The 634-nt window shown below is 69.7% G+C and carries 1 protein-coding gene; it reads right to left on the reverse strand.

The annotated features are described in order from the left end of the window. Positions 1-167: 167 nt before the first annotated feature. Positions 168-634 (reverse strand): urease subunit beta (locus MZTS_RS24670; protein ID WP_192285958.1); only part of this gene is annotated, 467 nt, incomplete at its 5' end.

The following is a 634-nucleotide window of genomic DNA, read 5'->3' on the forward strand; positions in this document are numbered from 1 at the left end:
CGCCGCCAGGGCGGCCCGGAGGCTTGCGACCGATACGAGGTTGCGGCGCCCCATCTCGATGCCGCTGATCGCGCAGATCCCGCGCTTCTTTCCCGCGACCGCCGGTTGGGGTTCCGCATCCAGGGCCATCAGGCCCCGGTCAGGCTCATCGGCCTCGTCGGTCAGGCTCACAGGGTGCCCATCACATCGCCGCGGAATCCGTAGACCGTCCGCGTACCCGAGAAGGGCACCAGAGTCACGGCGCGGGTCGAGCCGGGCTCGAACCGCACGGCGGTTCCCGGCGCGATGTCGAGGCGCATGCCGCGGGCCTTCTCACGGTCGAACACCAGACCGGGATTGACCTCGAAGAAATGGTAGTGGGAGCCGACCTGGATCGGCCGGTCGCCGGTATTGGCGACCTCGACGGTCACCGGCTCGGCGCCCGCGTTGAAGACGATGTCGCCGGGCTGCGTGGTCACCGTGCCGGGCACCTCCGCCGAGGGCGCGCCGCGGATCGGATGGTGGACCGTGACGAGCTTGGTCCCGTCGGGAAAAGTGGCCTCCACTTGGATGTCGTGGATCATCTCGGCCACCCCCTCCATCACCTGGGAGGCGTCGAGGACGGTGGCGCCCGTCTGCATCAGCTCGGCGACGG

The sequence above is a fragment of the Methylorubrum zatmanii genome (assembly GCF_014845115.1).
GTDB classification, from domain to species: Bacteria; Pseudomonadota; Alphaproteobacteria; order Rhizobiales; family Beijerinckiaceae; genus Methylobacterium; species Methylobacterium zatmanii.